General features: G+C 54.1%; 19 protein-coding genes and 1 pseudogene. 9 read left to right on the forward strand and 11 right to left on the reverse strand.

All coding sequences use genetic code 11. From position 1 onward, the window contains the following. The first annotated feature begins 429 nt into the window (after positions 1–429). A protein-coding gene (locus ACH50O_RS03840; RefSeq protein ID WP_446807918.1) for an IS3 family transposase occupies positions 430–1,589 on the forward strand; the annotation gives its coding sequence in 2 pieces (ribosomal slippage) (positions 430–703 and positions 703–1,589; 1,161 coding nt in all). Between the two features lie 27 nt (positions 1,590–1,616). Here ACH50O_RS03840 and ACH50O_RS03845 read toward each other — a convergent pair. The 6 genes and pseudogenes from ACH50O_RS03845 to ACH50O_RS03870 form a co-directional block, all read right to left on the reverse strand. Then, positions 1,617–1,871, reverse strand: coding sequence for a DUF4062 domain-containing protein (locus ACH50O_RS03845; protein ID WP_446810720.1), 255 nt, complete (start codon positions 1,869–1,871; stop codon positions 1,617–1,619). Between the two features lie 83 nt (positions 1,872–1,954). Beyond that, positions 1,955–3,391: a two-component system sensor histidine kinase CreC gene (creC, locus tag ACH50O_RS03850; RefSeq protein WP_446810721.1), complete on the reverse strand. Its 1,437-nt coding sequence runs from the start codon at positions 3,389–3,391 to the stop codon at positions 1,955–1,957. Continuing rightward, positions 3,388–4,077: a two-component system response regulator CreB gene (creB, locus tag ACH50O_RS03855; RefSeq protein ID WP_446810722.1), complete on the reverse strand. Its 690-nt coding sequence runs from the start codon at positions 4,075–4,077 to the stop codon at positions 3,388–3,390. The genes creC and creB overlap by 4 nt, the downstream gene beginning before the upstream one ends. Before the next feature lie 4 nt (positions 4,078–4,081). Next, positions 4,082–4,498 carry a DUF350 domain-containing protein gene (locus ACH50O_RS03860; RefSeq protein ID WP_446810723.1) on the reverse strand — a complete coding sequence of 139 codons (417 nt, stop codon included), beginning with the start codon at positions 4,496–4,498 and terminating at the stop codon, positions 4,082–4,084. 2 nt (positions 4,499–4,500) lie between these two features. Then, positions 4,501–5,632, reverse strand: a pseudogene (locus tag ACH50O_RS03865) (glutathionylspermidine synthase family protein). A 2-nt stretch (positions 5,633–5,634) separates the two neighbouring features. Beyond that, complete coding sequence (locus tag ACH50O_RS03870; protein ID WP_446810724.1) at positions 5,635–6,837, reverse strand: hypothetical protein; 1,203 nt, start codon at positions 6,835–6,837, stop codon at positions 5,635–5,637. Positions 6,838–7,369: 532 nt separating this feature from the next. Here ACH50O_RS03870 and ACH50O_RS03875 point away from each other — a divergent pair. From ACH50O_RS03875 to ACH50O_RS03900, 6 genes are all read left to right on the forward strand, one after another. Next, a complete protein-coding gene (locus ACH50O_RS03875; RefSeq protein ID WP_446810725.1) occupies positions 7,370–8,182 on the forward strand; it encodes a formate/nitrite transporter family protein in 813 nt (270 codons plus the stop codon). 76 nt (positions 8,183–8,258) lie between these two features. Continuing rightward, positions 8,259–8,702: a cyanase gene (gene cynS, locus ACH50O_RS03880; protein ID WP_446810726.1), complete on the forward strand. Its 444-nt coding sequence runs from the start codon at positions 8,259–8,261 to the stop codon at positions 8,700–8,702. A 19-nt stretch (positions 8,703–8,721) separates the two neighbouring features. After that, positions 8,722–10,446, forward strand: coding sequence for a protein kinase domain-containing protein (locus ACH50O_RS03885; protein ID WP_446810727.1), 1,725 nt, complete (start codon positions 8,722–8,724; stop codon positions 10,444–10,446). 209 nt (positions 10,447–10,655) lie between these two features. Next, complete coding sequence (locus tag ACH50O_RS03890) at positions 10,656–12,806, forward strand: TonB-dependent receptor plug domain-containing protein (protein ID WP_446810728.1); 2,151 nt, start codon at positions 10,656–10,658, stop codon at positions 12,804–12,806. Between the two features lie 51 nt (positions 12,807–12,857). Continuing rightward, complete coding sequence (locus tag ACH50O_RS03895) at positions 12,858–13,802, forward strand: ABC transporter substrate-binding protein (RefSeq protein WP_446810729.1); 945 nt, start codon at positions 12,858–12,860, stop codon at positions 13,800–13,802. A 38-nt stretch (positions 13,803–13,840) separates the two neighbouring features. Beyond that, positions 13,841–18,241, forward strand: a complete 4,401-nt coding sequence (locus ACH50O_RS03900) for an EAL domain-containing protein (protein ID WP_446810730.1) — start codon at positions 13,841–13,843, stop codon at positions 18,239–18,241. A gap of 104 nt (positions 18,242–18,345) precedes the next feature. Here ACH50O_RS03900 and ACH50O_RS03905 read toward each other — a convergent pair whose 3' ends face one another. Beyond that, positions 18,346–19,599, reverse strand: coding sequence for a hypothetical protein (locus ACH50O_RS03905; protein WP_446810731.1), 1,254 nt, complete (start codon positions 19,597–19,599; stop codon positions 18,346–18,348). Between the two features lie 73 nt (positions 19,600–19,672). Continuing rightward, positions 19,673–19,957, reverse strand: coding sequence for a type II toxin-antitoxin system HicA family toxin (locus ACH50O_RS03910; RefSeq protein ID WP_446810732.1), 285 nt, complete (start codon positions 19,955–19,957; stop codon positions 19,673–19,675). A 233-nt stretch (positions 19,958–20,190) separates the two neighbouring features. Here ACH50O_RS03910 and ACH50O_RS03915 point away from each other — a divergent pair, with 233 nt between their 5' ends. Then, entirely contained in the window at positions 20,191–20,352 is a 162-nt protein-coding gene (locus ACH50O_RS03915) for a hypothetical protein (RefSeq protein ID WP_446810733.1), read from the forward strand. 93 nt (positions 20,353–20,445) lie between these two features. On the opposite strand, the gene ACH50O_RS03920 is transcribed toward ACH50O_RS03915, so the two are convergent. Further along, entirely contained in the window at positions 20,446–20,754 is a 309-nt protein-coding gene (locus ACH50O_RS03920) for a hypothetical protein (RefSeq protein ID WP_446810734.1), read from the reverse strand. 9 nt (positions 20,755–20,763) lie between these two features. Then, positions 20,764–21,453 carry a glutathione S-transferase gene (locus ACH50O_RS03925; RefSeq protein ID WP_446810735.1) on the reverse strand — a complete coding sequence of 230 codons (690 nt, stop codon included), beginning with the start codon at positions 21,451–21,453 and terminating at the stop codon, positions 20,764–20,766. Between the two features lie 176 nt (positions 21,454–21,629). Here ACH50O_RS03925 and ACH50O_RS03930 point away from each other — a divergent pair, with 176 nt between their 5' ends. Next, positions 21,630–23,222, forward strand: a complete 1,593-nt coding sequence (locus tag ACH50O_RS03930) for an ABC-F family ATPase (RefSeq protein ID WP_446810736.1) — start codon at positions 21,630–21,632, stop codon at positions 23,220–23,222. A gap of 204 nt (positions 23,223–23,426) precedes the next feature. On the opposite strand, the gene ACH50O_RS03935 is transcribed toward ACH50O_RS03930, so the two are convergent. Continuing rightward, a complete protein-coding gene (locus tag ACH50O_RS03935) occupies positions 23,427–24,245 on the reverse strand; it encodes a cupin domain-containing protein (RefSeq protein ID WP_446810737.1) in 819 nt (272 codons plus the stop codon). Position 24,246 lies beyond the last annotated feature (1 nt).

Here is a 24,246-nt window from a genome sequence, read left to right on the forward strand (position 1 = left end):
GAGTGTCCGTCAAATCCGGGCAAGATCATTCCGTTTCCACGCCTCTACTTCATTCCGAAGAGCCGCATTTTCGCTGCTTAGCCTCAATAACTCTTTCATGACTTCTGGGCCTGCTGATTCATCTGCTCGCGCCCAACCCACTCTCGGGTTTGCTGTGATGGCTTTCATTAGGGATATCGAAAACTTACCGTGCAGATCTTCTTTTGTACTCCAGAAATTAACAAGTTTGCTTTTTATTTTGCTTTTAAATCGTTCTAGTGATTGTTGTTTTTCATGTTCAGCATCTCGTTTATTTGCAGGCCACGCTGCATCGTGTGCGATTACAAAACCTAACGTAGGTACACCTTTCTCTGATGCGTAGTCATATGATCTTGCCCTGATCTATCGGACACTCGGCTAAGAGAGTAATCTCTAACCCCGAGGAAAATCATGAAAGCCCAAAACGAATCAAAGATCCCCGTTGTCCGCAACAAATATACCGCGCAGTTTAAAGAACAAGCCCTGGAGCGTGCCGACAAGGATGGCATCCCAAAGGCGGCCAAAGATTTAGGGCTCGCCGAATCGATGCTGTACAACTGGCGAGCCAAGCGTCGCCAAACAGGACAGCCCTTCGAAGATCAAAAGCTACAGCAGGCCGAAATGGCGCGGCTTAAACGAGAAAACACCCGCCTGGAAGAGGAAGTCGCCTTTTTAAAAAAGGCGGCAGCGTACTTTGCCAAACAGCCCAAGTGAAGTACGCCATGATCAAAGCTAATGAAGATCAATTCCCTGTGGGACTCATGTGCCGCCTGTTAACGGTCTCACGGAGTGGCTACTACGACTGGAAGTGCAGGCCACTTTCCGATAGAGGCGAAGCGAATAAATGGCTAGCCAATGAGATTAAACGTATTTTTGAGGATGAGAAAGGCCGTCCTGGTTCACCCAGAATTACACAGCGACTACAAGACGAAGGAAAATCAGCAGGCCGACACCGGGTAGCCAGGATCATGCGAAGCCATGGCTGGAGAGCGAAGGCGGCTAAGAAATACAAAGCCACAACGAACAGCAACCACTCGTTACCGGTCGCCCCGAATCGGTTGGAACAAAACTTCACGGCAGACGGCCCCGATCAAAAATGGGTATCGGATATCACCTATATTTGGACGGAAGAAGGTTGGCTGTATTTAGCGGTGGTACTTGAGCTTTATTCACGTCGAGTGATCGGTTGGGCCATTTCCGAACGGATGACGGCAACGTTGGTTTGTGATGCCCTGATCATGGCGTTATGGCGTCACCGAATGCCTAAAGGCGTCATTGTCCATTCGGATCGAGGCAGCCAGTATTGCTCTGCCGCCTACCAGAAGCTTTTCACCAAACACCAATTGATTTGCAGCATGAGCAAGAAAGGCGATTGCTATGACAACGCCGCCATGGAAAGCTGGAACCACAGTTTTAAAGTCGAGGCGATTCATGGTGAACGGTTTTTAACCCGATCAGCCGCCAAGTACCAAGTGTTTGAATATATCGAAGTGTATTACAATCGAAAAAGGCTTCACTCCAAATTAGGCTATATCAGCCCGGAAAATTTTGAAGCTAAAAAAGTCGCTTAGTTGAGTGTCCGTCAAATCCGGGCAAGATCAATATTCCTTTTCTGTATATCCAATTCCTTCGTCAGTTACTGATCCATAACGATGTGCACAAATTACAGCGTAGTAATCCACGTCATCAATCTGACGAGCAATAATTTTCCATTGTTCCTCATCAGCAGCACTAAACATTTCCATTCCTACTGGAATATGCCCCATTTCTAAGACAGCTTTTATTACTTGTTCTCGCTCTTCTTTAAGATCATCGTAAGTAGAGCTAATGAATACTTGATATTTTTTTGCCATGTTAGACCTTTCAAAAGATGCCGATATAAGGTGGGAATATTTGCAATTCTAGATTCAAACCGTGAGAACATTCTTTTCTTATTTTATTTTCGTAGATCAGTGGGAAATTTCAACACCGCCTCCGCCCCACCACTCTCGGCATTGCCAACCTTGATCTCCCCACCATGCAATACAGCCACCTCCCGAACAAAGGCCAAGCCCAAACCGGTACTTTTACGGCCATTGTTGGGGCGCGGCAGGGAGTAGAAGCGTTCGAACAACCTCTCCAGTGCGTAGTCTGGAATACCGGGGCCGTGGTCGCGGATGCGCAGGATGATTTGCTTGCCGTCACGGCGGCCGTAGATTTCGATTACCGAGCCGGCGGGTGCAAAGGCCAAGGCGTTATCCAGTAGATTGGAAATGGCCTGCCGCAATAGAAACTCTTCCGCTAGCACCGGTAGCGATTCGTGTAGCGCCACGGCGGTTTGCAAATGTAGTTGCAGCAGTTGCGGGGCTTTTTCAGCCAGGACGTTATTCAGCAATTCGCCTAAATCCAAAATCCGTGGATCGGATAATTGCTGGCGCTGCTCTAATTCCGCCAGTCCCAATAAACGTTCGATCAATTGATCCAGGCGTTCGGCTTGTTCGCGGGCATTGTCGGCGAAACGGCGGCGGTCGGCATCCGGCAGCGGTTCTTCCAGCAATTCCGCCGCTCCGCGTATCGCCGCCAGTGGGCTTTTCATTTCATGGGTTAGGGTTTGTACATACCGCTCGACATATTGCTTGCCTTCCAATTCCCGGCGCATAGTTTCCAAGGCTTGGGCCAGCGTGGACAGTTCGACGCTGCGTAATTTCGGCGGACTGGCTTTGCCTCCGGACGCGACGCTGCGGGCGTAGCCGACCAGTAAATCGATGGCGCGGGTTAAGCGCCAGTTGAATATCGCGCCGAACAGCAAAGCGCCGCCGAACAGCCAGAAGGCGCCGCGTTGTATGGCATTCTTGCTGGCGTCGACAATGGGTTGCAGCAGGGCAGTGGGGTAGGCGACAGTGACCACGCCGATCAACTTTTCGCCGTCGCGTACTGGTGCGGCAACATGCATGGTCGAGCTGGTTTTGTCGCCGGGATTGGCTTGCGTGGAACGGGCGCCGTATTGGCCTTGCAGGGTTAGATACACATCGTTCCAGAGAGCGTAATTTTCTCCAAGCGCCGAACCTGCCGAGTCGAATCGGACGATGCCGGCGGCGTCGGTGACGTAGACCCGGTAATCCAGAGTTTGTTTGGGAAAACCGAAGATGGTCGCCGACACCGGTCGCTTGCTGTAGCGCTTGACCGCCTGGGCGAAATGGCCGTCGGCGATTTGCCCTTGCAACAAGTCCGGCGCGGCCAGTTCGGCCAGTAGGTTGGCGGTATCAACCAGGCTGGCTTCCAGCGCGGTGCGCACGCCGGGACCGATCTGCTTTACCACCAGTAACAGCACCAGTTGCCCGGTCACTGCTACTAGCAGGAAATATCCCAAAAACAGCCGGACCGATAACTTCATCGGCTTTGCAAGCTATAACCCAAGCCGCGATGGGTACGTATCGGGTCTTGGTCGGCGGCGGCCAAGCGCAGTTTGGCGCGCAAGGTTTTGATGTGGGTATCGACGGTGCGGTCGAACACCTCGCCGGGGTCTTGCCAGATTCTTTCCAGTAGTTGTTCGCGGGAGAAAATCCGTTCCGGATGCTCGATTAATAATTTCAGCAATAGAAATTCGTAACGGGTCAAATCCAGCAAGTGCCCGCAATAGCGGATGCGGCCGGCTTGGCTGTCCAAATCAAATTGGGTGTTTGGCGTTGGTGTTGGCTTATTGGTGTCGGTGCCCAGCCGGCGCAGGATTACCCCGACTCTGGCCGCCACTTCACGCGGGCTGAACGGCTTGGTCACATAGTCGTCGGCGCCAATTTCCAAACCAACGATGCGGTCGATTTCGTCGCCGTGCGCGGTCAGAAAAATCACCGGGATGTCGGAGAAGCGGCGCAACTGCCGGCACAAGTCAAAACCGTTGCCGTCCGGCAGGCCGACATCGAGTATAGCCAGGGAGAACGAGTCGGTTTGCAGCCTGGACAACGCGGTTTGCAGCAAGCCGACGTGCTCGGTCTGGTAACCGCTGCTGTTCAGCACGTAAATCAAAGTATCGGCAATCGCCGGTTCGTCTTCGACGATTAAGATGCGTTTGGCGGGAGACACAGCGTTAATAGGTCATGCAGGCCGCGCTCAATAAGCCCGCCGCCAGCGCAAAACCGGCCAGCACGATGGCCGGCCCCAGTTCGTCGTCGGCGATGCGTTTACACAGGTCGGCAAACGCCAATCTCAGGCCGACGAACACCAGCACCTGTAAAAATAAAGCAATGCCGGCCCAGATCAACATGTCGATGAACGACACGCTGTTGGCGATAGCCCCGGACAGCGCCAACACAAAGCCCAGCAGTGCGGCACTAAACGCTACCGCCGGCGCGGTTTTGCCCTCGCGGATCAGCTTGAATTCGGCGTAGGGCGTAATCCACAGATAGCAGAAAGCAAACACGCCGGTCAGGGCAGCGGCCGCGACGAAATGCAGAAAAAAGCCGTTAGCGCCGGCCAGGATGTGAGTGAGGTCTAGCGATTCCATAGTCAATTCTCGACGAAATAATGCGGGATGAAGCGGCTATTGTTGCCGGTGATTTCGGTTTTGTCTTCACGGATGCCGATGCCGGCGGGTTGATCGGCGATGATCCAGGAGCCGATCACCGGAAAGTTGCCGGCAAAATTGGGCAGCGGCGTATACCGTTGAAAAATGTAAGCTGCCCCGCCGTAACTGCCGTCAGTTTCGATGACGCTGGCGCCACGGCGAATTTGGATGTTGGCGCCTTCGCGGGAGTACAGTGGTTTGCGCACATAGTCGCCCAGCAGCGGTTGCTCGCCGAAACTCAGCCGGCAGCAGATTGGGATGGTCGGGAAACAATTCCCACAAAATCGGCAGGATGCCTTTGTTGCTGAGCAGCAGTTTCCAGGGTGGTTCCAACATCGAGGGCCGGGCTTGCGGCAGGTAAGGGCCAAACTCCTCGTGTAACAGCCATTCCCAGGGATAAAGTTTGAACAGCGCGCGGATGGGCTTATTGCGCAGATCGACAAAGCGTTGCCCGCTGGTATCCCAGCCGATTTGGTCTATAGCCAGGCGTTGCGTATTTAGGCCGGCTTGTACGGCAGTGTCGCGCAGATACTCCAGATTGCCGCTGTCCTCGTCGCTGGTATCGACGCCGGCAAAATGCAGGCTGGGCTGGCGCTGCCGGTAATGTTGCCAAAAGCCGAGCAGTTTTTCGTGTATCGAATTGAATTGATCGGCGTCCGGATAACAATCCCGCAACCAAAACCATTGCACCACCGCCGCTTCCAGCAGCGCGGTGGGCGTGTCGGCGTTGTATTCCAGCAATTTGGGCTGGCCGCTGCCGTCCCAGGCCAGATCGAAGCGGCCGTAAACGCTGGGTTCGCGGCGCTCCCAAGAATCGACGATATAGGGCACGGCCCAATCCGGAATCAGCAGTTGCTTGAACAGATTGCGGCCTATGATGGCGTGAACGGCTTTTAGACACAGCGCGTGCAGTTCGGCGGTGGCATCGTCGAGCACATCGATCTGGCTGGCCGTGAATCGATAACAAGCCGATTCGTCCCAGTAAGCGTCGCCGTCCAGGGTGTGATAATGCATACCCACGGCCTCAACCCGCTGCTGCCAATCGGTGCGGGGAGTTAGCGCTATACGTTGCATGCCTAGCCGCCGAAGGAGCTGTGCGAGCCGCCGAAGAAACCGAAGCCGCCGCGTCTTGTCGAGCTATGGCTGTCCGAGCCGCCATTACCGCGATAACTGGAACCGGAACCGCCGCCGTGGCTGCCGCTGCTGTGGCATTCGACCGGGTTGCCTTGGTCGTCGACGCAATCTTGTTGACGTATCCGAAAATCGTTCGGGTTACCGGCATAGCTGGCAAGCGATAAACCGCCTAATAAAGCCAAGGACACCTGCATGGAACGGCGGGGAACCGCCGCCTGGACCGACTGGGCTTCCGGGGCGGCTTGCAACACGCTTTCCCAGGTGGATAGCCGGGGATAAAAGTCGCAATGATAAATCGCGCCTATCGACAACAGCAGATAAAAATCCAGTCTGTTACCGCACAGCAGAAACAGCGGCAGACCTAACCAGGCCACGCCATTGGCGATCAATGCGGAACGGAAGGCTTGCTGCTGGGCTTGTGCAACGCGTACGGAATAGTTCGGCACATTGACTGGCAGCTTAGTCAGTGCTTGCAATAGCGGATACGCCGCCAAGGCGATGGCAACAAACAATAAGCGCACCGGCCACGCCGGTAACTGCGGCGCATAGCCGGCAAACACCGGATATTGCCAGTACAGCATCGTTGCATAAATCACATACACCAACAGATATACGCCGCTCAGCACGGCCATGAAACGGAAAGACGACACCGCTTTGTCGAATTCCACGCAGACGGCGCTGTTGCTGCTCAACGGGCTGCTGGAAAAATTGCCTAGCCGATAGATGTTGCGGCGATAAGAATCCAGCCATAGTCTCAGCTCTGGCGATAAAAAATAGCCCGCCACCTGAATAGACTCGCGGATGTTTTTGTTCGATCCGTGAAAAAAGCGCCAAGATTTCACGTTACCCTGATCCAGGCTATCGGCTACTAGCAAGGCATGGGTTGGAATGGTGGTTTCGCCTAGCCAACTGCGCTTGACGATTTTGTTCGGATAAAGAGTAATCGATATAGTCGATACGATGCCAAGAATTGCCCAAGCCCAGTAAGCGCCTAACAAAATAAAACTAATTTCGAGGATGAAAAAATTGCTCAGAAATCCGGCCCAGGCCATTAGCAAGGCTAGCGCTAATCCCAATAGAGCTAATAGTTTTTTCCAGGAGCTGTAAGTAATGACCAGTTTTTTATTAAGCGACGACGATGGCATAGGCTCGGCTACATAGGGCGATGACGTTAGAATCGGTTACTGGGTAAACGTCGGCGAAGCATAGCCGCTACTCGGCGTTTTTGCTGAAAATAGCGGATGGGAGTCTGTCGCTGGTTATCGATGCTGATTTGGAGGCTACTGGCAAACGTATCTCAGATTTATCTTTGCCTGTTTTGGTGCGTTGGCAGTCCGTTTTGGTGCGCAATGCAGGTTTGGCTTACTTAGGTTAGCGGCGCAAAGCTTGCCGAGGCTGTATTCGAGACGCTGGCACAATCCGTGCTGAAAATTAACCGGTGCAATGGCGCACCCTCGGTTCCCTTCAACAACGGCGTTGAAACGTTGCTGGTTTTATACCCGCAGCATGGTTTATTCGTCCGTTGTGCCCGCCTTTAATTCCTTCAGGACCTTCGCTTACGAGTAACCCGCCCGTTTCCAGGGGACCTTTAGCTTGCGCACACAGGCTTAATCAAACGAATGGCGGTGCTTGCAAAACGCCGATATTCAATTTGTTCCCACATTTAAAAGGTGAGTTATGTCCTATCTGGTCCCTTCGGAATTCGTCACAAAGATGGTCGATGCCGGTGAATCCAAAATCTTCATGTCAACCCGCGACACTTTAATCCGCGCCTATATGGCCGGGGCGATCCTGGCTTTGGCGGCAGTATTTGCGGTGTCGATTACCGTGCAAACCAACTCGCCGATCTTTGGGGCGATTTTGTTTCCGGTCGGCTTTTGCATGCTGTATTTACTGGGGTTCGATTTGCTGACCGGCGTGTTCGTATTGACGCCGCTGGCCTGGCTAGACAAACGTGCCGGCGTAACCTTGTCTGGCGTGCTCAGGAACTGGGGCTTGGTGTTTTTAGGTAATTTTCTCGGTGCCTTAACGGTGGCTGTGATGATGGCTATTGTGTTTACCTATGGGTTTTCCGTGGAACCGGATGCGGTTGGCAAAAAGCTGGCCGGTATCGGCGAAGCGCGGACACTGGGTTACGCCAAATACGGCGTCGCCGGCTGGTTTACGATATTTATTCGCGGCATGCTGTGTAACTGGATGGTATCCACCGGCGTGGTGGGGGCGATGATTTCCACCTCCGTCAGCGGTAAGGTAATCGCGATGTGGATGCCGATCATGCTGTTCTTTGGTATGACCTTCGAACATTCGGTGGTGAACATGTTTTTATTTCCCTCCGGCCTGATCATGGGCGGCAATTTCTCGATTATGGATTATTTTGTCTGGAACGAGATCCCCACCGTGTTGGGGAATCTGGTCGGCGGCTTGGCCTTTACTGGCTTGACGCTGTATTCCACGCATGTCAGAACCGCGCCGAAACGCTCTTTCAACTAATCCTTATTCGATCCGGCCTCGCCGCTGTTAAGCCAGAGGCCTTTTTCTCGCTGTTCAATGGGCAAAGGAGTTAAAGATGACACGCAACGAAGTGACCGAATTGGTCGTTACGCAAAAACTGGCCAAACAACTGAGCTGGGCGCAACTAGCCGAGGCGATTGGTTTAAGTAAGGAATGGACCACCGCCGCGCTGCTGGGGCAGATGACCTTGAACGCCGAACAAGCCGCCACCATCGGTGCGCTGCTGGATTTGCCGCCGGCGGCTATCGCCCAACTGCAAGTGGTGCCCTACAAAGGTTCGCTGCCCAGTGCTGTGCCGACCGATCCGTTGATTTACCGGTTCTACGAACTGGTAAATGTCTACGGTACGACTTTTAAGGCCTTGATTCACGAGGAGTTCGGCGACGGCATCATGAGCGCCATCGATTTTAGTATGGACTTGCAGCGTGAACCTGATCCGAAAGGTGATCGGGTCAAAATCGTGATGAGTGGGAAATTTCTGCCTTATAAAAGCTACTGAGACGGGCTTGCCGTAGACCATGTCCGGTCAATTAAGCGTTGCCGTCGGTCAATACTCCGATAAGGGCCGCAAGGCGCTGAATCAGGATTTTCACGGCGTTTATATCGCCAAGGAACCGCAGTTAAGCGCCAAAGGTATTGCAGTAGCCTTGGCCGACGGCATCAGCAGCAGCGAAGTCAGCCACATTGCCAGCCAGGCGGCGGTGACCGGCTTTTTGGCGGATTATTTTTGTACCTCGGAAGCCTGGTCGGTGAAGAAGTCGGTGCAGCGGGTGTTGACCGCCACCAACTCCTGGTTGTACGCGCAAACCCGGCAAAGCCGCGATTGTTACGACATGGATCGTGGCTATGTTTGCACCCTTAGCGCGCTGGTGCTCAAATCCACCACCGCGCATCTGTTCCATGTCGGCGACACGCGGATATATCGGGTACATGGCGACGATCTGGAGCAACTGACCCACGATCACCGTTTGTGGATTTCTCAGCAGAACAGTTACCTGAGTCGAGCGATGGGCATGGATTCGCGTCTGGAAATCGATTATCAAGCCTTAAATGTCAGCTTGGGCGATATGTTCGTATTGGCGACTGATGGCGTTTACGAATATGTCGACTCTCGTTTTGTGACCCAAACCATCCGCCAGGCCGGCGATGATCTGGACGACGCGGCAAAAGCCATCGTCCAGGCGGCCTACGAAAATGGCAGCGGCGACAATCTGACGATACAAATTGTGCGCATCGACCAGCTGCCGCTACCCAGTGCCAACGAACTGTATCAGTCTTTAACCGACTTGCCGTTCCCGCCGCAGTTGGAAGCCAGGATGGTGTTCGACGGTTACATTATTGTCCGGCAGTTACACGCCAGCAGCCGTAGCCATATTTATCTGGCGGTGGACAGCGAGACCCAGGCGCAGGTGGCGATTAAAACCCCGTCCATCGACTTGCGCGGCGATCCGGCCTATCTGGAGCGCTTTCTGATGGAAGACTGGATTGCCCGGCGCATCAACAACCCGCATGTATTAAAGCCGTGCGCGCAGACCCGCAAACGCAATTTTCTGTATGTTGCCACGGAGTTCATCGACGGTCAGACCCTGAAACAATGGATGATCGATCATCCGCAGCCGGATCTGGAAACTGTGCGCGGCATCGTCGAACAAATCGCTAAGGGCTTGCGGGGTTTTCATCGCTTGGAAATGCTGCATCAGGATCTGCGGCCGGACAACATCATGATAGACGGCACCGGCACGGTGAAAATCATCGATTTTGGTTCGACGCGCGTGGCGGGGGTGATGGAAATGGGTATTCCCCTCGGTCACGATCAAATTCTCGGTACCGCGCAATATACCGCGCCGGAGTATTTTCTGGGCGAGCCGGGCTCGGTGCGTTCCGAGCAGTTTTCCTTGGCGGTGATTGCTTATCAAATGCTGACCGGCAAACTGCCTTACGGCGCGGAAGTGGCCAAATGCAAATCCAGGGCCGCGCAAAACAAACTCAGCTACGACGCTACCTTGTACCGTAACCGGGATATTCCGGGCTGGATCGACGACACGCTCCGCAAGGCCGCGCATCCCGATCCGCATAAACGCTACGAAGACCTGTCCGAGTTTATCTTCGATTTACGCCACCCCAATCCGGCATTCTTGACTAATACCGGGCCGGCTTTGCTGGAACGTAACCCGGCGGCGTTCTGGAAAGGTGTGGCCTTCATTTTGGCCTGTGTTATCGCGATTTTGTTGATCAAGCGATAGTGCCTCACATTACCCCTAACGATAGCCCGGATTTTTTGGCCTCTGCTATCCTATGCACTGTCCCGGAAAACCCGCAAGATTTGATCTGAATTAAATGAAGGGCTGAAATTTAACAAACGCTGCGCGCAGCTTGCTATTCTCTAGCAAGACTAGCCCGCAGGGTTAATGCGTAATCCTCCTATAACTACAATTCGAAACAGGAGTTAGCCATGATGTTCCGCCCGTTGCTTCTTACTTGTTGCGGCTGTCTGATAGGCGCCGCGGCTCAAGCGCAACCGGTTTCTCCGGAGGAAGAAGAAAGAGCCCTTTCGCAAATCTACGGCACCGAGGAAATGGTCAGTATCGCCAGCGGTTACAAACAACCGATTTCCAAGGCACCGTCTATCGCCACTGTGATTACCGCCGCCGATATCAAGCAGATCGGTGCCACAGACATCGATGAAGTGCTGGAAACCGTGCCGGGCTTGCATGTCGAACGCAACACCATCGGCTACAACCCTATCTATACCTTTCGCGGTATTTTTTCGCAGTTCAATCAGCAAGTGCTGATGATGGTCAACGGCATTCCGATCACCAATTCTTATACCGGCAGCCGTAGCGAGGTTTGGGGCGGTATGCCGATCCGCGACATCGCTCGTATCGAAGTGGTGCGCGGACCGGGGTCCGCAGTCTACGGCGCCGATGCCTTCGCCGGCGTGATCAATGTCATCACCAAAACGAAACAGGATATCGAAGGTACCGAGCTTGGCGGACGGGTCGGCAGCTTCGACACTTACGACGGCTGGGGCTTGCATGGCGGCGAATGGGCCGGCTTCGACGTTGCGTTGGCATTTGAATACCACAAAACCGCCGGCCAGGACGCCATCGTCGATGCCGACCTGCAAAGCCAGTTCGACCGCTTGCTGGGGACCAGTGTCTCGCTGGCGCCGGGGCCGCTGAATATGTCGCGCGATAATCTCGATGCCCGGCTGGATTTGTCGCGCGGCAATTGGCGGTTTCGCGGCGGATTGCAACACCGTAGCGATTTCGGCAACGGCTCCGGCGTCGCCCAGGCCTTGGATCCGGTCAACCGCTATGCCGGCGACCGCTGGAACGCCGATTTGACCTATCACAATGACGAAATCGAAAACTGGGATTTGACCACGCAGGTCAGTTATTTCGAATCCAGCCAGGAAATCGAGCGTAATCTAACGCTGTTTCCAGCCGGGACTACTTTACCGATCGGTGCCAACGGCCAGATCGGCGCCGGCGCGCCGGTGACGTTTCCGAACGGTTACATCGGCAATCCCGAAGTGTGGGAGCGCCATGTCCGCATCAGCCAAGCGTTCGCTTACAACGGTTTTCAACAACATCAGTTGCGTAGCGGCATGGGCTTTAATTACGACAGCCTGTTCAAGGCGCGGGTCAGCCAGAATTTCGGCATCGATCCCGCCACCGGCACGCCGATACCGTCGCTGCCGGGCATCCCGTTGACCGACGTTTCCGGCACCGCCTCGACGTTTATCCCCGAGGTGGATCGGAAAGTGGCCTATCTGTTTTTGCAGGATCAGTGGAACTTCGCCAACGACTGGAGTTTGACTGCCGGCGCTCGTTACGACCGCTATTCGGACTTCGGCAATACCTTCAATCCGCGCGCGGCATTGATCTGGGAGGCCCGCTACGATTTGACCGCCAAATTGATGTATGGCTCGGCGTTTCGGGCGCCGTCGTTTCAGGAAATGTACATTATCAATAACCCGGCGCAACTCGGCAATGCTGCCTTGCGTCCGGAAACCATGGAAAATATCGAACTGGGTTTCGACTATCGGCCGGCGGAAAGTCTGCGCCTGGGTTTGAATTTCTTTAACTTTTGGTGGAAGGATATCATCCGTTTCGTACCGGATGCCAATACCACCACCTCGACGGCGCAAAATACCGGGACTCAGCAAGGCTACGGCACCGAACTGGAAGCGGAATGGCAGGCTGCGGACACGTTGAAAATTGTCGGCAATTACGCCTATCAACGTAGCCGCGATCAGGCACTGGATCGGGATAGCGGCTACGCCCCGCATCATCAGGTTTACCTGCGCTTGAATTGGCAGTTTCTGCCTGACTGGCAACTTAGTCCGCAAGCGAAATGGATTGTGGGCCGTGATCGTAGCTTTGGCGATTCGCGTAAGCCCGTTGCCGATTACACTTGGGTGGACGTTACGTTACGTCGGCAAAATTTGGCCAAGCATATTGAAGTGGCCTTTTCGGTGCGCAATCTGTTCGATGTCAGCGCGCGTGAGCCCAGCCTCGCCGGTAATCCGGCGGCCATCCCCAACGATTTGCCGCTGGCGCCACGCAGCTTTTACGGCGAAGTCAGTATTAATTTTTAGCCGGGTTGCCGGTGACTGTGTTGCGCTTATACAAATGATTCAGGAGTAATTTTGTTCTCTCGACTATTTTTTCAGCTAGGGCTGGTTTTCTGCTTGCTGTGGCCGATTGGCGGCGGCGCTTGGGCGCAAACGCCCAGCGTCGCCATCGTTTATCCGGATGTGCGCGAACCTTACCGTTCGGTTTTCATGGAGATTGCGCGCGGCATGGAACAGGAGTTGGGTCAACCGGTTGGTCATTACCTGTTGAGCGAACGGGATAATTCCACCCAAAAATTGCTAAGCGATCTGAAAAACGACCGGGTCGATGTGGTGGTAACCCTGGGCCGGGCCGGTCTGGCCGTGGCTAAAGCGGTAGCCGCCGAGTTTCCGGTGGTGATCGGTGCGACCATGATGCGCCCGGACGAAGTGCAAGGCTTGGCCGGTATCAGCCTGACGCCGGCCCCGGAAGCCATGTTCGACCGTTTGAAAAAATTGGTGCCGGAGGTAAAAAAGGTGACCGTCATCTACGATCCCCGGCAAACGGCCTGGGAGATCGGGCATGCCGAGCGCACCGCCAGCGAGCGCGGCCTGACGCTGGTGGCGCAGCCGACCGGCAATTTACACGATTCGTCCGAACTGTTCCGGCAGATTCTGTTAGAAGTCAAAGACAATTCCATCGCTTTGTGGCTGCCGCGCGAAAACGCTGCTATGGACGAGCAAGCCCTGCTGCCGGAAGTGCTGCGCGAAGCTTGGGAAAAAAACTTCGTGGTGTTCTCCAGCAATCTCGACCATGTCCGTAAAGGCGCGTTATTTTCGCTGTATCCGGACAATTTCGGCATGGGCCGCAGCTTGGCCGGTTTGGCCAAGCAACAACTACAAGCGGGCGGAAAATCCGAATCGGTGCAGCTATTGCAGGATTTACTAGTAGCCGTGAATTTACGCACCGCGGAACACTTGGGACTGCGCTTTTCCAACCAGACACGCCGGGAATTTGCCATGGTTTTCCCGGTGCCATAAGGGATATGAAGCGTTGGCGATGGCCCCGGTTCAAAGGGGTGAGTTTTCTACAACAGTTGACCGTAACATTTTGTTTCGGGTTGGCGGTGGTTTCGGTGCTGTCGGCATTTGCTATTTCCACGCTTTCCTATCATATCGTACGCGACAAGTGGATAGCCCAAGGGTTGCAGACCAGCGAAGCTTTCGCGGCTCAAAGTGCCTTGGCCCTGTTATATGCCAGCCGGGAAAACGCCGAAGAGCCTGCCCGGCGATTTCTGGCGTTTCCCGATGTGCGTGGCGTGGCTATTTTCAATCCCGATCATATACCCTTGTTCGAGCGTGGCGATCAGGCCATGCCTGACCCTACGGGCCAGGCGTATTGGCCAGGCGCCGTGGAACTGGTTCAGGAGAACGAGCGGGCTTGGTATTTTGCCGCGCCGGTGTTCGCACGCAAAACCGAAGAACAAGAGGCTTCACCGTTCGAAGAGCGTATGCCGGAGCCCGAGTTGCTGGGTTATGTGCGCTTAGTGCAGGGCAAACAATCCTTAAATCTGTTGAAGGATCAAATTCGCCTTTCCACGCTGATCGTTTCCAGCGGCTCCGCAGCCTTGTTCTTGTTGTTTTTATTGGTGATGTCGCGCCGGTTGACTTTACCGATCAAGCAGTTGGCCTTGCGGATGGGTAAAGCCTCCGCGGGTGAAAAAAACGTCCGGGCCGAATTAAGCGGACCGCGCGATATTACCGAAATGGGTGAAGCCTTCAATACCATGATGGCGGTGCTGGAGACCCGGGAGAAGCAGTTGGAACGCGCTCGCGATACTGCATTGGAATCGGCGCGGCTGAAAGGCGAATTTGCCGCCAATGTCAGCCACGAATTGCGTACCCCCTTGAACGCGGTGCTAGGTATGCTGGAATTGTTGCAAGACATGGGTTTGACGCCCAAGCAGCTGGAATATTCGATGGTGGCGCGCAATGCCGGTGAGGCGTTATTGAAGTTGATCGAAGATATTCTGGATTTCTCTCGCATCGAATCCGGCATGATGAAGCGGCAACCGGTCGATTTTGTACTCTACGAGACGTTGGATGAAGTAGTCGAGTTGATGTCCGGCCAGGCGCACCGGAAAAATCTGCAACTGCGTTATTCGATAGCCGACGATATTCCGCTGGTATTGAACGGCGAAGCCTCCAGGGTGCGGCAGGTATTGATCAATCTGGTCGGCAATGCGTTGAAGTTTACCGATCGAGGCAGCATCGCTATCGACGTAACCGCAGACGCGGCCGCAAGCGATCCTCTGCAATTGCGTTTTTGCGTTACCGATACCGGTATGGGTATACCCGATGCGGTGCAGGCCAGCATTTTCGATGCTTTTGTCCAGGCCGACGGCTCTATGAGCCGCCATTACGAGGGTGCCGGCCTGGGGCTGGCGATTTGCCGACAGTTGGTGCAATTGATGGGGGGGCAAATCGGCGTTCACAGTCGGGAAGGGGTAGGCAGTTCGTTCTGGTTTACCGTACCGTTCGCTCCGCCTCTCGGTAACCATGGATTTTCCGAGGCTCGGCAAGCATACTTTGCCAATCTGCGGATCTTGGTGGTTACCGAAAACGACAAAATGCGGCAATTCCTGACGCAAAGCCTGGAACGCTGGAAAATCCAATACCGTCACAGTGGCTACGGTATCAAGGCCGTGGATATGTTGCGCTCCGCCCACGATCAGGGGCAGGCTTATCAATTTGCCATCATCGATCTGAAAAATGTCGACGACAGCGCTTGGGTCGATATGATTATTTCCGATCCGGATTTGGCGGCAGTCAAAATTATTTTGTTGTCCGAGCCCGGTGCCACCACCGGTCTATCGCGCTTGGCGAACGTCGCCGCGCAATTGGAGACGCCAGTACAAGTATCCAAATTATATGATTTCATATTGACGGCGGGGCAAGATTATCACGCGCCCGGATCCGGCTTGGAAGGCGAAGCTGAGCCAACCGCCGCGATGGGCCGGCGAGTGCTGATCGTCGAAGACAACCGGGCCAGTCAGATGGTGGCCGGGGGCATGCTGGATCGGTTGGGTTGCAGTTACGAAATCGCCGGTTCCGGGGAGGAGGCCTTGACCTGCTTGACCCAGCAGGCTTTCGATTTGATCCTGATGGATTGCCATATGCCGAACATGGATGGTTTCGAAGCCACCCGCCGCATCAGGGCACTGCCGGAGCCTATATGCCGGGTGCCGATCGTGGCGATGACCGCCAATGCTCAGCAGGGCGACAGCGATTTATGTCTGGCGGCCGGAATGGACGACTATCTGGCCAAGCCGATCAAATTGAAACCTTTACGGGAAAAACTGCTGAGTTGGTTCGAAGGCCGGCCGCATGCCGTCGGTATATCCGTACAGCCGGAGCATGCGCTAGGGACGCTGGATAATGCGGTTTTACAGCAATTACGCGATGAAATCGGCCAGGGTTTCGTGACGATGGTTGGTTACTATCTGGAAGATGCGCCGGCGCAAATCGAGCAAATCGGCGCGGCGCTCGCCATCGACAATCGTCTTTTATTACGCGAAGCGGCCCACGGCCTGAAAGGTGCCAGTCGCAACCTCGGCGCGGAAAAGTTGGCGACCATTGCCCGGCAACTGGAACAGCAGGCGGCGCTAGGCCAAATCGAGAACGGCGAGGCTTTACTGCAGCAGTTGCGCGACGAATACCGGTTTATCGAACAACTCCTGACATTGGAGGTTGGCACGGCAAGCGTCGTTGAACGGGTTACGCAATCGAGTCCGCGAATACTGCTGGCCGACGACGATAGAGCGATGCGTTTTGCCTTGCAAGATGTCCTGGAGAAAGACGGTTATCGGGTCGATTTGGCGGGTAACGGTTGGCAGGCCGTAACCCTGTGCGAGCGGCAGATGGCCGATTTGATCTTGATGGATGCCATGATGCCGGAAATGGACGGCTTCGAAGCCTGCCGGAAAATCCGGGCCTTGCCGCACGGCGCCGACGTGCCGATATTGATGATCACGGCTTTGGAAAACGAACAATCGGTGGAATTGGCGTTTTCGATAGGCGCCAACGATTACATTCCCAAGCCGATTCATTTCGCGGTATTGCGCAAGCGTATCGCGCATTTGCTGGAAGCCAGCCAAACTCAACGCACCCTGAATCGTTTGGCGTTCCACGACGCCTTGACTAATCTGGCCAATCGCACGCAGTTCATGCAAAGACTGAACTCGGTGATCGAGAGCGGCACGGCGCAAAATCCGCTGCATGCCGTGTTATTCCTGGATCTGGATCGGTTCAAACTCACTAACGACACCTTGGGGCATGATGTCGGTGACCAGTTGTTGAAAGCTGCGGCGGAACGGATTCAAGGCTGTGTGCGGCGGGAAGACCTGGTCTCCCGGTTTGGCGGCGACGAATTTACCTTATTGCTGGAAAACATCGCTAGCCCACAAGTCGCTGCTAATGTGGCTGATAAAATCCGCATCGCGATCGCTCATCCGTTCGGATTGATGGGGCAGGAGTTTTATATCAGCTCCAGTATCGGCATTTCCTTATATCCCGCCGACGGCGCAGATAGCGGTTTGCTGATCAAACACGCCGATACCGCCATGTACCGTGCCAAGGAGCAAGGTAATACTTACTGCTTTTACGAAGACAGCATGGAGTTTGCCGTGTCGGCCAAGCTGCGTCTGGAAAGTGATTTGCGCCGTGCGTTGCAGCGCGGCGAGTTCTTCCTGCATTATCAGCCGCAAATCGATCTGGATTCCGGGCGGGTTGTCGGTGCCGAGGCTTTGATACGTTGGCGGCATCCCGAATTGGGCTTGATTCCACCGGATCAATTTATCCCTGTAGCCGAAGAAATCGGCCTGATCGAGGCGATAGGGGCTTGGGTGTTGCGCGAGTCCTGCCGTCAGGCCCGGATTTGGCGGCAGAGCGGCTATTCGCCGTTCACGATGGCCGTCAATGTGTCGGCGCGCCAATTGGATCAGGAAGATTTTGTCGCGCAAGTGACTGCTATCGTCAATGAATCCGGTTTACCCGCCGAAGCGCTGGAATTGGAACTGACGGAAAGCTTGTTCATCCGCAATCCGGAACGGAAGCGCGATATTCTGGCCAAACTGAGGGAGGCTGGCCTGCAAATTTCGATAGACGATTTCGGCACCGGCTATTCCAGCCTCAATCAACTCAAGCAGTTTGCGTTCGATAAACTGAAAATCGATCGCTCGTTCGTCGCCAATATTTTGCACGATGCCGATGCCGCCGCGATTGTGCTGGTGATCATTTCTATCGCCAAAATCCTGAAATTCAAAGTCATCGCGGAAGGTGTGGAAACCGAGCAGCAGGCACAGTATTTATTACAAAACGACTGCGATGAAGCGCAGGGTTATTTGTTCGGTAAGCCGATGGCTGCCGAACAACTTTCGGAGTTGCTGGCGCAGACCTTTGCCGACAACCAAGGCCGTTAAACGCGCGTTGCTTGTGTTGCTAGCGTGAGCGGGGCGATTGCGCACGTCATAGCCGGGAAGCGCCGAGCGATTCGCGGCGGGTCGGTTCCGGATTGACGCTCGGATCAATTCCGGTTAACGGGTAATAAGGCGATGCGGTTTTCGATGTCTTGCATCAGTTGTTTGTAGGCTTCGCCGTCGGTGCCGCCGAAGCTGCGGATAAACTCGGCTTCGGGTAGCGACTCCGGTAAATCGGCTGTGGTCGGCATCATTTGATGTTCATCGGCGCTGGCCAATATTGATTGTATTTTCCGCGCCAGTGCCGGGTTGGCGACGGCTTGTTCTCCCATGCGGGTGCCGGTGCGGTCGGCGGCTAGGTCGTTAAACGAAAAGCCGCTGCCGCCGCGCGAATCTTCAATTTCCTTAAACAAGCCCACCGCATCCGCTAATGGCGTGCCGGAATAGGCCGCCAGCATCGCCGAAACCAGATAATGTTTGGTCAGGTCGTCGCGACCGTTCAGCGTTATCTGCCGCCAAATGGGGTGCGGCCAGAAACGGGATTCCGGGACGATTTTCATGAGACGCTGTTGATTGACGTAAAGCGTTAGCACCAGGATCAGTGCCCGGTTCTCCGCTATTGGGTCGCCGCTGGCGCTCCTTTGTAGCGCCAGTTTAAATAGCGGTTTGCTGTAATCTGTCAGACTTGCGCTTTTTTTATCTGTCTGGCTTAGTTCGGCTAAATACCGCTGATATGCCTCCAGGCGCAGTTGATCTTCCGGCGTCAGCAAAGCGCCGCGCAGTTTGCGCGGTAAATCCGCCTGCCAACGATAAGTGACCGTCAGGCGCCGCGGTTGAAATTGCACGTGTTTGACGATGTTGGCGAAGGCCTGCCGGTCCGCCGCCGGTTGTATGGTATCGAGCAGCAAATTCAGCAAAGGTTTGGCCAGCATCCCGGGAATCCAAAGTTTGCCGACTGACATGTGATCTACTTTTGGCAAACCTGCTGACTGCCTAAGTTCCATCGTCAGATTGAGGTATCCGCCCAGGGGATTGGCCGGCAAGTGCAGAGTGGCTTCAATGAGGGCACGGTCTTCGTCGATCCGTAAGCCCGCCACGCCGTTGGCGTATTGATTGGCCAGATAATTGATCGCCAGGTCCAGTTCCTGTTGATCTAATCCGACTCTGGCGATAGCGCCGGACTTTAGGCTGCGCGGATCGTTTTGCCGAAAAATCAGTTTGCCTCGGGCAATTTGTTCGGGCGTCAGGTCGGCTCGGGTTTGTAATTTCGGCGTGTTGTCAATTGCCAGAAACAGAGCCAGTCCAAGCAATAACGCTAGTAGCAACACAGTCGACAGCAGGCTTTTTGCAATCCATTTCATTCGTCGTTCTATCCAATCCTTGCTATTGGCAATGTCGATCCTAGCCGTTTAACACGGTAACGCCGGCTTTGAGTTAATGCGGTTTATTTCGTTGTTCTTCATACGACGACGGGCTGATGCCGGCGCTTGCCAGGTATTCGCGCAGATGTTTGATTTCTTGTTTATTGCAAATACCGCTGTGATGCGGATGATGCAGCACGCCTTCAATATTATTCAGGGTCACATGAAAGCGAGCGCCATGGCTGGGTTGCATATCGGCTCCCAGGTGATGCAGCAGGGATTCTATTTCCCGCCAATGGATATTACCGCTAACCGGATCCTGGAATATAGCGCGCAACAGGTTTAAATGGTGGCTCATGGCGGTATCCTCCCCAATGTTAAGTGAACAGCTTACGCCTGAAATGCCGCCCCGTTCAACTCGGCCGCACGCTTAAACGACAGCGGCTTGGGGTTGCGGCGGAAGCAAGAAAGTTTTTTGTTTCAAAATAAGAAACAAATCATCTTATAAATGCCTTATTGTAAATAAATTACAAAGGCTTATAGTTAAACCGTCTTCATTAAATCGACTGTAACCCAGTCAAGGCGGAAAAAATGAACAAGTCAGACAACCTGTACAGAGACATCGTTACCGGACTGTTTTTCACTGTTGGCATCTTTAGTTTTATGTCAGGACAGTTCGTTCTTTCCACTATGTTATTCGGCGCGGCGTCATTATTCAGCAATCTGGATGTTGCCAAACCTGTCAGGATTTAAGTGTTTCGTAGTACCTCCTCGTTGTAAATGCTCCACATTCTACAGCCCCCATCCTGCTCAAGGTGGGGGCTTTTTTTTGTGTTTACCGAAACGCTATTCCTTAGTTGGTTTTTGGTTTTTTGAGGTATCCGAGACCACGGTGTACTCGGCCTCCAGACTTTGGTCGCCTACTTGTGCATTTTTAAGTTTTCGCAGCAACCACCAGCCTCTGATACCGATTATCGCTAACGGAATCAGCAGTAAGGCAAAGAACGCCGAAAATACCACTGTGCCCAATATCGCGCCGGCAATCATCGCTGGAATGGCCAGTAGACTTGACAGCTTGCTTTGCGGAGGCGACTCAAGGCGGGGATGCGTTCCGGAACCGTCAATGCGGATGGTTTTTTTGTAGATTTTTAACATGTCGGACACCTATTTAAATGGTACGAGGCCTGCCTCGTTCCCGAAAAGGACTAACGGGTCGTCAGCTTTCCAGGGCAGGTATTTTCGCATAACCGCTGCGAACAGATTGGATGTTAAAAAGTTGTCCAACCAATGTTGCAAAGCCGGGTAAGGTGAGTTTGCAAACCAAGCGTTATCTACTGCGGCAAACTGGCGGATAAACGGCGCAATGGCGGCATCGGCCAAGCCAAAACTATCGCCGCATAAGAATCGGGTCCGCTGCAAACGGGTTTCCAGCTTGGTTAAAAACACCTCGCCTTGTTGACGATAATCGGCTGGCGTTTGTTCCGGATAGCGGTCCGCATATTTGTAACGGTCTAAATAGTATTTGAATTCGCCGTCGTTCCGTTCGATTAGTTGCTTCGCGTCTTCAGATGTTTGTCCAAGCCAATCTTTTGGATCGTGTTGCGCCAAGGCCCAATACATAATATCCATACTTTGTTCGATGACTTGACCGTTGGGCAACAACAGCACCGGCACTGTGCCTTTTGGCGAAACGTTTAGCATCGCTTCTGGTTTATTACTAAGCTCGATTTCTCTGAGCGCGATACTTAGCCCCGATACGGCAATGGCCAAGCGTGCCCGCATTGCATAAGGGCAGCGGCGGAAGCTGTAAAAGATCGGATAAATTTGTTCTGTGGTGGGGGGTGATGTAAGCATATGGGGGGTTATTGAATGTCAGTTCTTTATCGGCCGGAATGCCGGTGACACATTACTGTAAATGATCGTCGATTAAAGTCTGGTAAAATAGCCCATTTTCGCGTCAACCCATTTATTTCGTCACACGCCCCAAGCGGCGCCAACGCTCTTTTTACTCTTAATCCTCGGACACTCTCTTGATTTCTACCGCCAATATCACCATGCAATTCGGGGCCAAGCCCCTGTTTGAAAACGTTTCCGTCAAGTTCGGCAACGGCAATCGTTACGGCCTGATCGGCGCCAACGGCTGCGGCAAGTCGACCTTCATGAAAATCCTAAGCGGCGATCTGGAGCCGACATCGGGCAACGTCAGCGTCGATGCCAACGAGCGTTTGGGTATTTTGCGCCAGAATCAGTTTGCCTATGAAGACCAACGGGTACTGGATGTGGTGATGATGGGCCATGCGGAGATGTGGGCAGCCATGTCGGAACGCGATGCGATCTATGCCAACATGGAAGCCAGCGAGGACGACTACATGCGCGCCGCCGATCTGGAAACGGTATTCGCCGAATTCGGTGGCTATACCGCTGAAGCCAGGGCCGGCGAATTATTGTTGGGTTTGGACATCCCGCTGGAACAACACAACGGTCCGATGAGCGCGGTGGCGCCGGGCTGGAAATTGCGGGTATTGCTGGCGCAAGCCTTGTTCTCCAATCCCGACATCATGCTGCTGGACGAACCGACCAACAACCTGGACATCAACACCATCCGCTGGCTGGAAAACGTGCTGAACGAGCGTAATTCGACGATGGTCATCATCTCGCATGACCGGCATTTCCTGAATAGCGTCTGCACCCACATGGCCGATCTGGACTACGGCGAATTGCGGGTTTATCCGGGCAATTACGACGATTACATGACCGCCGTGACGCAGGTGCGCGAGCAATTGCTGGCCGGCAATGCCAAGAAAAAGGCGCAGATTGCCGAGCTGCAAACCTTCGTGGCGCGCTTTTCGGCGAACGCTTCCAAGGCCAAGCAAGCGACTTCGCGGGCGCGGCAATTGGAAAAAATCAAGCTCGACGAAGTCAAGCCGTCCAGCCGGGTCAATCCGTTTATCCGTTTCGATCAAACTAAAAAGCTGTACCGTTTGGCGGTGGAAGCCAAAGATTTGGCAAAAGGCTACGGTGCGGAGCCATTATTCAAGAATTTGAACATGATGATCGCGGTCGGCGAGCGGGTGGCTGTGATTGGTCCGAACGGCATCGGTAAATCTACCTTATTGAAAACCCTGGTCGGCGATTTGACGCCGGACAGCGGCGAAGTGAAATGGGCGGAGAACGCAGACGTCGGTTATTTTGCCCAGGATCACGCCGAGGATTTTGCCGAAGACATGCCGCTGATCGAATGGATGGGCCAATGGCGCAAGGAATCGGACGACGACCAAACCATACGCGGCACGCTGGGCCGCCTATTGTTTTCCAATGACGAAATAAACAAATCCGTGAAAGTGATTTCCGGTGGCGAACAGGGGCGGATGCTGTTCGGCAAATTGATTCTGCAAAAAAACAATGTCATGGTGCTGGACGAACCGACCAACCATTTGGATATGGAGTCGATCGAATCGCTTAACGCCGCCTTGGAAAATTATCCCGGCACACTGATTTTCGTCAGTCACGACCGCGAGTTTGTGTCCTCATTGGCGACCCGCATTATCGAACTGACGCCGAACGGCATCGTCGATTTCAGTGGTAATTATGAGGATTATTTGAACAGCCAGGACATTAGCTAAAGTGTTTTAAGCCGGGCCTGGAGCGGTTGAAGCCGTCTTTGTTAAGTTCAAAGGCCTCTAAAAATTAATGAAATCTTTTACTCCCTTTGTATCCACAGTGCAAAAGGAATGGGTTGGGATGAGGTAATAAAGTCAGTAATTTATCCCTCACCCTAGCCATCTCCCTGAGGGCGAGGGAATTTTCGAGGTGCCGTCTAGGCCGTTTTAATACTCCCTCGCGCCGCGCACAAACAGCGTGGCGCCGACATCGGTATACAAGTCGCGGTGCATGCCGCCTACAGGTGCCAATTGGTAGTCGCCGGCGCGCAGCAATACGTCGTCGATAAATAGGTCGCCGTCCAGCATCATGCATTCCTCTTCTATCGGGTGATGATGTTCCGGACACCGGGTGTTCGCTTCCAGCCGAAAGAAACACGACTCTCGGGCGCCGTCCTGCCATAGCGGTTTTTTCCAGACGCCGGGCATGATTTCCTGCCAAGCGTTTTTATTCTCGGCGTACACCGTCAAAGACCGGTCCTGAGCAAACGGCAGCAAACCGCCCAGCATTTCCAGCAAAACCCCATGAGTGTCGCCCAACGAGGTGCCGCGCAGATAGGCCAGCGCGCCGTGCTGTGAACTAATGCCGCCGTGACGGCTGCCGGCGGGCGAGGCGTGGTAATCCAGCGGGCCGAGCAGCAAGTCGCCCATTTGCAAATCGCCGCGCAACACAATGCCTTCTTCCAGACAGTTATGCCGATGCGGCATCAGACTGGCGCCTGGCGCGAATTCTATTAGCACCGAGTTACCTTGCCGGCCGCCGTTCCAGAGATGTTTGATGCGAACGCCGGCCTTCAGGGTTTGCCAGATGCCCTCCTTGGCACGTACCGTCAACATGCCGGCCTGCTTGGCGACGCTTTGCGCCGTGCGCGCCAGTAGACTTTGCTTTAGGGCGTCATGTCGGCCGGCGCCTAATTCGATAGGCGACAAACTGTCCAGCAGCAGCCGGTTGAGTTGGTCTTGTTCGGGGTCGTTGGCGTTATCCATG

The sequence above is a fragment of the Methylomonas sp. 2BW1-5-20 genome, assembly GCF_052474515.1.